The sequence below is a fragment of the Campylobacter sp. CNRCH_2007_0968H genome (assembly GCF_025773245.1).
In the GTDB taxonomy this organism is placed as follows: domain Bacteria; phylum Campylobacterota; class Campylobacteria; order Campylobacterales; family Campylobacteraceae; genus Campylobacter_D; species Campylobacter_D lari_D.
Map to the genome: position 1 here is coordinate 23,001 of NZ_JAKMTQ010000015.1, position 8,273 is coordinate 31,273.

Sequence of the window (8,273 nt, forward strand, 5' to 3'; positions counted from 1 at the left end):
GAGTGATTAAATGTTAAATTATGAACAAAAAATCGAAGCAAAAAAAGTTGAAAGTGCAAAAGATATTTTGTCATTTTCTAATCAAGAAGACGAAATAATTGAAATAACTAAAGAAGAAGCAGAGCTTTGGAAAGACTTCAAATTAAACGAATTTGAACAGCAATCTTTAGAGAATTGATATTGTTTTGTTTTTAGCATTTATGCGTATTGAAAAGCGTATAAATTAAGGACTACATTTTATAAAAGGAAAAAATTATGGCAAGAAAACCAAAAAATATAAACGCGGAAATTACAAAAGAAGCGGAAGAAAAGGTTGAACAAAAAGATAATCAGGTAAAAAAAGAAAAGCCTTATAAATCTTGGGACGAAAGAACAAACGAAGAAAAAAGAGCTAGTGTTAATGAATATTCTAAAGCTATTATTGCTAAAGCTATAAAAGAAAAAAACGCTTTTTGGGCAAAAGATATGAGCAAAGAAGAAATTCAAAACACTATGCCTTATAATGCAAGCAAAGGGATTGTTTATACTGGACAAACATCAGCGTTGCTAAGAGCGGTTTCAGATCTTAACAACTACAAAGAGCCGAGTTTTCTTACTATGAAACAAGCAAATTTTTTAGGGGGAACTTTAAAAAGAGAGCTTGACGAAAACGGAAACCCTGCATTAACAAAAAATGGCAAAGAAGCTTATGTGCAAGGAGTTAAAATTGCTATTTTAAAAACAGAAGGTTATGTGCCAAAACGCGATAAAGATGGTAATCAAATATTTCGCCCAGTTTTAGATGAAAATGGAAAACAAAAAAGGGATAAATTAGGATATTTGTCAGAAGCAGTTATGGAAAAAGTTTATTATAAAGAACCAAAACTTGAAACCATAACGCTTTATCATACTTCTCAATTTGATAATCTAAAACCAGAAAAGCTCAAAGAAAGAGATATCGAAAGTTTGGAAAAATTAAGAGAAAAAATAAGCAATTCAAAATATGATCCAAGACCAAATGTAAATGCCTTTGGATTAACTGAAAAAACGACCAGAGATATAAACAATTTTTTAAATTCAGAGTTAAAAGGGCTTGATTATCAAAAAATTCAAGAAAAAGAAATTTCTAATGAAAAAGAAATTTCTAAAAACAAAACGCAAAAAAAAGGCTTAGAAAGATAAATTCATAAGCAAAACTTTAATCACTCTACCCCTTTTTTATAAAAAGGGGATTTTAAGGATATGAAAATGATAGGTGTATTAAGTGATTTTTTAAAGTTTTTAGGACTTGAAAATTCACATACTCAAAATGTAAAAAAAATTGAAAAAGAAGAAAATATATTAAAAAACACGGAAGAAGAGTTGATAAATGATGAAAATATCAAATTTTACGAAGAAGTTGAAATAATACAAGAAGGATTTACCACAAAAGAAGTAACAAAAAAAATAGAGATTATTGAAAAAAATGGAATTAAACATAAAAAAGAAAAAATCGAAGAAGTTTGTATAAAAAAAATTTGATAAGGAAACAAAATGTCATTAGAAAAAAGCACAATTGATACAAGTTGGATTGATAGTATTCAAATGGTTATGCAAGATAGCTTAAAACCTTTATTTGCTAATATCTTTGAAGGAATTCAACAAACCCTTTATAATGGTGTAGCATATACAATTATAGGAATGATTGTTATGCTATGGTGCTTAAATTTATTAAAAAATGGATACCCAACACGCGAAGAATTATGGAACGCCACAAAATGGGTTTTGACCGTATGCTTTGTTTTTGGAATTTTTTATTCTTACGAAGCATATTCTTCATTTTTAGGTTGGCTAATGATACCTGCACAATGGTTAAAATCAGCAACTGCAAATTTATTTAATGGTAGCGGAGAAACCTTTGGCACTTTAATAACAAATGCAATAAATTCATTAAATGATGTTTTGGTAAAAATGTGGAACGAAGGAATGCTTAAAAATAGCACAGGACTATTTTCAACAGAACTTGCAGCTATGATCGCCACAGCCTTTGGAATGCTTTGTTTTTGGATATTTTATTTAACAACATTTTTAGTATTAATAGGGGTTGCATGTATAGTATTATCATCGACTTTTTTTGCGATGATAATATTAAGTTTTGCACCAGTAGTAATACCACTGCTTATAACAAAAAGAACAACCCCCTATTTTTATTCTTGGTTAAAATTATTTATTAGTTATTCTTTATTTATACCACTAAGTTTTTTCATTCTAAGCATTTGTATGATACCTATACAAAAAGTGCAAGATATAGGAAATATAGCCGAAGTATATAACAATCAATTTATAAATTTTTTAGTGCCTTCAATCATATCTATAATTTGTTTATATATGCTCAAGAAAATACCAAACTGGGTTAGTCAAATTTTAGGAGTGCAAGGACTAGACGGAGCAGGAACAGGCGGTGGTGTAGATATTTTAAAAACATCAGGAAACATGGGTGCTTCTTTTGCTGGTGGAATGTTAGCAAGTAAAATGACAGGATCAGGTTATGGAGAAGCTTTTAAGCATGGTATAGCTAACGCCATACCAGGCGGAAAAAGCTTAAGACAAATGGCAAATAGCATTAGATCAGATAATGCAAATAATAATTTAGCTAATGCAATGGATAACTTAACAGACAGCTTAACAGGTGCTACTGCTAAAGCAGGTTAAAAAAGGGGGAAAAATGAACTTAAAAGATACTATCATTATTATAGAAAGTCCAAACAAAATTCAAAAAATAGAAAAAATAACACAAGCTAAAGTTTTTGCAACAAAAGGGCATTTTAAAAACTTAAATAAAGATATTTTTAAAGATTATGAAAACTACGAACCTATATTTGAATTTAGCGATGATGATGTTAAAAAAAGAATGAATTATATATTCTCACAATGTAAAAATAAAGATGTGATTATTGCAACAGACCCAGATAGAGAAGGTTATGGAATTGCATATTTATTTTATGATGTTATAAAAAATATTGCAAAAAGTATTAAAAGAGCTGAATTTCACGAAATTACAGAAGCAGGAATAAAAAAAGGAATTGAAAATTCTACCGAATTTTCAAGAAGTAATTTAAACGATTTTGAAGCATTTAAAGGGCGTATTGTAGGCGATAAATTAGTTGGTTTTTTGATGTCGCCAAAATATATCAATATATTAAATAATAAAGATATTTCAATAGGAAGAGTGCAAACTCCAGCTTTATCTTTAATTGTTAAAAGAGAGAAGGAAATTTTAGAATTTAAATCAAATCCAAATAATCAAAAATTAGATTATAAAATAAAAGTGAAATTAGAAAAAGACGGGCAAGTTTTTTACGCAAATAATCAAAATTTGTATTCTAGCAAAGAAGAAGCTTTGGAAGCCATAGAAAAACTTAGAAATAATAAACAAGCCCAAGTTTTTAATATTGAAATAAAAAATTCAGAAATAAAACCCGACTTGCCATTTAGAACTTCACAATTTCAAGAAAAAATGAATAAGATTTTTGGATACACTCCAGATAAAGCAATGGCTTTGGCACAAAGTCTTTTTGAAAAAGGTTTAATTACATACCACAGAACAGATAGTAATGCTTTGTCAAATGAGTTTTTAAATGAAGTTGAAAACTTTTTTAAAAATGAAGAATGGTATTTAAAAAAAGAATATAAGGCAGGAGAGCAAAGCCAAGCAGAAGCACACGAAGCAATAAGAATATCTCATATACATTCTTTTGAAGATATTGAAAAAATAGCTAATAAAGAGAAATTAACAGATGATGAAATAGAAACTTATAAATTAATTTTCTTAAATTCAATACAAAGCCAAGCCAAAAATGCAATAAATGAAATAAAAAACTATGAATTTCCAATAGGAATTTTAACTTTTAAAGCAAGTGTATCAAAATGTATTTATAAAGGTTTTAAAAAGATTTTTGAATTTCAAGAAGAGCAAGAAGAGCAAGAAGAGCAAGAGCAAAAAATAAATTTAGAATTAAAAGAAAAAGAAGAAGTTAATATCTTAGATTTTGAGTTAATTGATGTTAAAAAGAAAGCACCGCAAAGATATAAAGAAAGTAATTTTATTTCTTTATTAGAAAAAGCAGGAATAGGAAGACCTAGCACTTATGCAAGTTTCCTTCCTACCCTTTTAAAAAGAAAATATATTGAACTGAAAAAAAAGGGAAAAAATAATGAAATTGTCGCGACAAATAAAGGAATTTCATTAATTGATATTCTTATTGAAAAAAATGATGAATGGATAGCCACAGCAGAATTTACAAAGCAAATGGAAAATATTTTAGATACTATCTCAAAAGGAGATTTGAAATATATCGATTTTATCAAACCGCTACACTCAAAAATGGACTTTGTAAAATTAAATGAAAAAAGCAAAGATAGAGAAAATTTAAAACCTAGCGACAAGCAAATTCAATACGCAGAAAAACTTGCAAAAGATAACAATTTAACTTTACCAGAGAACTACAAAGAGAATATGAAAATATGCTCAGAGTTTATTACTAATGCTTTAAAAAATACAAAGCCACAACCAGCAAGCGACAAGCAAATTCAATACGCAGAAAAACTTGCAAAAGATAACAATTTAACTTTACCAGAGAACTACAAAGAGAATATGAAAATATGCTCAGAGTTTATTACTAATGCTTTAAAAAAGAAAGGCTAAGAATATGAAATCATCTAGCAAATTAAAATTTATCAAAATTTTTGCTTTGATAAATTTTATAGGTTTTTTTATAAACGGCATATTATATATTTTTAATATTGCTAATGGCATTAATTTCTTTTTTAAATCAAGTTACTATATACAAGGATTTTCAGTGATCCTATATATAGTTTTTGCAATTTTTCTTTACAAGATTATTGACTTTAATAATAAAATGATAGAAAAAGAAAATTAAGTATATAATCTAAATATATCTAAATTAAGTATAAATTAATACTAAGTTATGTATAATTAAATAACAAAACAATTCAAAACAAGGAAAGCAAAAAATGAAAATTTATTTTAAAAATAACAATTATTTTATAAATGATGTGAAGATCAATCTAAATATTTTCAATGAGAAATATTTAGATTTTTATCTAGTGAAAAAAGAAGAATATACAGAAAGACTTATAAGTAAAATTTTGATTTTAGCTAAAGAAGCAAATAACATTAATGAAATAAAAAAAGTTATTAATCAAATTGTCAAACTTAAAAGTATAAACGATAAATATATTTTTGTATTTTCACAAAACGGAAATTTTATTTCTAAAAGCATACAAAAAGCAAGGTTTAATCAAATCATCAAGAAAATTTTAACACAAAATAGAATAATCAATTCAACAAGAAAATCAATATAAAACAAGGAAAAATTATGGAATATATATTATTTGTTTTGATATTTTTTATAATTGTTATAGTAGCGTATGGTATATTTCAAATATATTCAATTGACAAATTAAAATACAATAAATCATATTCAAAAAATATCACAAATGCAATAAATAATATTTCTAAGCAAGACGATAAAATTAGATTTTTATTAGTAGAAAGGGAACAATATATAACTCGTATTTGTAGAAAAAACAAAAATAATAATAATAATGATGATGATATAGCAAAGTTATTGCATATAAATGAGAAATTAAAAAAAGCATTAAATGAAAAATATCCAAATAATTCTAGTTTTATTTATTACGCAGAGTTTAAATAAGCAAAAAAAGGAGGTGTATCTATTTTAATCTAAATATATCTAAGTTATATATAATTTAATAATAAGTTATGTATGATTAAATCATATAAAAAAGGAGAAAAATAAAATGAACAAAGTAACAATTTGTGGATATTTAGGAAGAGATTTTGAATTATCTTATACAGAAAATCAACAAGCTTATGCGAGAACACATATAGCAGTATCAGAAAAAAGAAGAAAAAAAGGCACAAATGAAGTTATAGAATATACAGACTGGTTGCCTATTGTAATTTTTGGTAAAAAAGCAGAAATAGCAAGTGATTATCTTAAATGTGGGGATAGATTTTTAGGAGAAGGTAGAATATCTACATATAGTTATATTAATCAAGATGGTATCAAAAATTATAGTTGGCATATAATTATTAATAATTTTGAATTTATACACGAAAAAAGAAATAATGAAAATATGCAACCACAAGAACAAAATTATACGCAAGAACAAATAAAACACATTCAAAATAATGTGGAAATTTCAGAAGAAGAATTTTGATATAAAAAAGAAGGGGGTTTCTTGAAAAAATGATTAACAATATCGATATATTAATTAATATTTTGATTAATTTAAGTTTTTTATCATTTATAAATTTTATATTTATATATAATGTAATTGATAATAAGTTAAATATAAGCAATATGAAAGGCTTAAATTTTATCGGAAATGCTTTGTCTTTTATTTTTATAGTTGTAATATCAATTATGGCTGTAATAGGTTCAATAATGTTTTTAGGATTTTTTGGACATAGCATACAATATTATGATTATTAAGATATAAGCAAAAAAGGGAGGGGGTAATATATCCAAGATATTTCTACATTAATCTAAATATATCTAAGTTAAGCATATTTTAATAATAAATTATGTATAATTATATTACAAAACAATTCAAAACAAGGAAAGCAAAATGAGCGATTTGCAAGAATTGCTTTTGAAATATTTTCAAAAGCAAGGTTTTAAAATTGTCAAAATCAGTAAAACCAAACTCATAATCAAAAATTTCTAAACTCTCCAAAAACTAAGCATATATTATTCATATATGCTTATCATTAATACAATAAAATAACAAATATATCTAAATTAAATATAATTTAATAATAAATATATTATAATAACATCTAAAACAATTCAAAAAGGTGTGCAATGAAAATAATATCTATTTGTAATGAAAAAGGCGGTAGTGGTAAAAGCACAATAGCAATAAATTTGGCTATTGAACTTGCTAAAAAAGAAAAAGTTTTGGTAATAGACGCAGACCCGCAACAATCAATCAACACATTTATTTCAATAAGAAAAGAAGAAAAATTCAACAAAATATTTGATTATGAGTTTAAGACGGGAGATGATTTTCTTGATTATCTTTTTGATTTGAAAAACTCCAGCAAAAAAAATTATGAATATGTAATATCAGATACGGGCGGTAGAGATAGCAAAGAAATGCGTTATGCACTATCATTAAGTGATATTATCTTAGTGCCAGTTATACCAAGTCAAATTGATGTAAGTGTTTTTGATAGAATGGTGGAAGTATTAAAACAAGCAAAAGAAGAAGAAAATACAAATTTAAAAGTTTTTGTTTTAATTAATAATGCTTCTACAAATCCTTTTTTAAGAAAAAAGGTTGAAGAATTAAAAGAATATATCCGTGCAATTGATGAAAAATTCATTGAATTAATTGACTTTGTTATTTATGGAAGAGAAAAGTATAAAATTTCAATACAAATGGGCTTAGGAGTAACAGAAATGAATGATAAAGAAAATAAAGCTTCTTTAGAAATTAAAGAACTAGCTAATTTTATAAAAAATATAAAATAAGAAAGGTTGAAAAATGGGTTTTAAAAAAGTTACAAACATTTCAAATAAAGAAAATATCAAAAAATTTGCAGAACAAGCAAGGGGAGAAACAGGGCTTTTAAAGCAAGAAAAAAAAGCAAGAAAACCTAGAAAAGAAGAAGATAAAAAAAATAAATTTAGATACCAATTTTTTTGTGATCAGGAAATGCAAAAAAAAATCGATGAAGTAAGACTTGAAACAAAAAGTCAATTTTTAAGAAGTTTAATTTTTAGTAAAAATGAATATTTTAGCGATGAAAATATAGTTGATATATTTTTCTTAGCAAAAAAAGAAGAATTAAGCATTAAAAGCTTCATCAGAAAAAAATTAAATTTAAATTATGAAAAAACTATATATAACTATGAAAGCGAAAAGAATATTGTTTTGGTAACATATTTAAACGAAGATGATAGAAAAAAATTAAATGATTTTTTTGAAAAAAGTCATATCCAACCAAAAACATTTTACTTTTCTAAAATTTTATTTGCTTTGGAAACAAAAACTCTTTTTTCATTTAATGAACAAGTAGAACTAAAAAAGGAAGCTGAAAAATTCTCTTTATCTTTGGAAGAATATTTAATGCTAAAAATTAAAAATATATAGATAAGTTAAAAACTTATCTCTTGTATTAAATCCCTTTTGTTAGGGGGGGGGGGAACGGCTTTTTTTGAAATCCTACGACCCCATTTTTTCATTTCAATAATTTCTTT

10 protein-coding genes are annotated in these 8,273 nt (G+C 25.5%); all 10 read left to right on the forward strand.

Annotation, left to right across the window (positions count from 1 at the left end; genetic code table 11):
• The first annotated feature begins 10 nt into the window (after positions 1–10).
• The 10 genes from L8Y18_RS07655 (at position 11) to L8Y18_RS07700 (ending at position 8,166) form a co-directional block, all read left to right on the forward strand.
• Positions 11–178: a hypothetical protein gene (locus L8Y18_RS07655; RefSeq protein WP_186820590.1), complete on the forward strand. Its 168-nt coding sequence runs from the start codon at positions 11–13 to the stop codon at positions 176–178.
• A gap of 77 nt (positions 179–255) precedes the next feature.
• Entirely contained in the window at positions 256–1,161 is a 906-nt protein-coding gene (locus L8Y18_RS07660) for an ArdC family protein (RefSeq protein ID WP_263676606.1), read from the forward strand.
• Positions 1,162–1,227: 66 nt separating this feature from the next.
• A complete protein-coding gene (locus L8Y18_RS07665) occupies positions 1,228–1,500 on the forward strand; it encodes a hypothetical protein (protein WP_263658791.1) in 273 nt (90 codons plus the stop codon).
• Between the two features lie 12 nt (positions 1,501–1,512).
• Positions 1,513–2,670: a type IV secretion system protein gene (locus L8Y18_RS07670; protein ID WP_263676607.1), complete on the forward strand. Its 1,158-nt coding sequence runs from the start codon at positions 1,513–1,515 to the stop codon at positions 2,668–2,670.
• Positions 2,671–2,683: 13 nt separating this feature from the next.
• Positions 2,684–4,663 (forward strand): type IA DNA topoisomerase, encoded by a 1,980-nt coding sequence (locus L8Y18_RS07675; RefSeq protein ID WP_263676608.1) that lies wholly within the window; start codon positions 2,684–2,686, stop codon positions 4,661–4,663.
• A gap of 329 nt (positions 4,664–4,992) precedes the next feature.
• Entirely contained in the window at positions 4,993–5,343 is a 351-nt protein-coding gene (locus L8Y18_RS07680; protein WP_070257181.1) for a hypothetical protein, read from the forward strand.
• Positions 5,344–5,357: 14 nt separating this feature from the next.
• Positions 5,358–5,696, forward strand: a complete 339-nt coding sequence (locus L8Y18_RS07685; RefSeq protein WP_263676609.1) for a hypothetical protein — start codon at positions 5,358–5,360, stop codon at positions 5,694–5,696.
• A gap of 106 nt (positions 5,697–5,802) precedes the next feature.
• Entirely contained in the window at positions 5,803–6,225 is a 423-nt protein-coding gene (locus L8Y18_RS07690) for a single-stranded DNA-binding protein (protein ID WP_263676610.1), read from the forward strand.
• A 647-nt stretch (positions 6,226–6,872) separates the two neighbouring features.
• Positions 6,873–7,544 carry a ParA family protein gene (locus tag L8Y18_RS07695; protein ID WP_070257187.1) on the forward strand — a complete coding sequence of 224 codons (672 nt, stop codon included), beginning with the start codon at positions 6,873–6,875 and terminating at the stop codon, positions 7,542–7,544.
• A gap of 13 nt (positions 7,545–7,557) precedes the next feature.
• The gene (locus L8Y18_RS07700; protein ID WP_263658770.1) at positions 7,558–8,166 is read left to right on the forward strand and encodes a hypothetical protein; all 609 of its coding nucleotides are present in this window, start codon (positions 7,558–7,560) and stop codon (positions 8,164–8,166) included.
• Positions 8,167–8,273: the final 107 nt, after the last annotated feature.

Bases quoted from the DNA above. Each gene is read 5' to 3' on its own strand.
- L8Y18_RS07660 (WP_263676606.1), top strand. From the start codon at position 256: ATGGCAAGAAAACCAAAAAATATAAACGCGGAAATTACAAAAGAAGCG.
- L8Y18_RS07695 (WP_070257187.1), top strand. From the start codon at position 6,873: ATGAAAATAATATCTATTTGTAATGAAAAAGGCGGTAGTGGTAAAAGC.
- L8Y18_RS07700 (WP_263658770.1), top strand. From the start codon at position 7,558: ATGGGTTTTAAAAAAGTTACAAACATTTCAAATAAAGAAAATATCAAA.
- L8Y18_RS07655 (WP_186820590.1), top strand. From the start codon at position 11: ATGTTAAATTATGAACAAAAAATCGAAGCAAAAAAAGTTGAAAGTGCA.
- L8Y18_RS07690 (WP_263676610.1), top strand. From the start codon at position 5,803: ATGAACAAAGTAACAATTTGTGGATATTTAGGAAGAGATTTTGAATTA.
- L8Y18_RS07665 (WP_263658791.1), top strand. From the start codon at position 1,228: ATGATAGGTGTATTAAGTGATTTTTTAAAGTTTTTAGGACTTGAAAAT.
- L8Y18_RS07675 (WP_263676608.1), top strand. From the start codon at position 2,684: ATGAACTTAAAAGATACTATCATTATTATAGAAAGTCCAAACAAAATT.
- L8Y18_RS07685 (WP_263676609.1), top strand. From the start codon at position 5,358: ATGGAATATATATTATTTGTTTTGATATTTTTTATAATTGTTATAGTA.
- L8Y18_RS07680 (WP_070257181.1), top strand. From the start codon at position 4,993: ATGAAAATTTATTTTAAAAATAACAATTATTTTATAAATGATGTGAAG.
- L8Y18_RS07670 (WP_263676607.1), top strand. From the start codon at position 1,513: ATGTCATTAGAAAAAAGCACAATTGATACAAGTTGGATTGATAGTATT.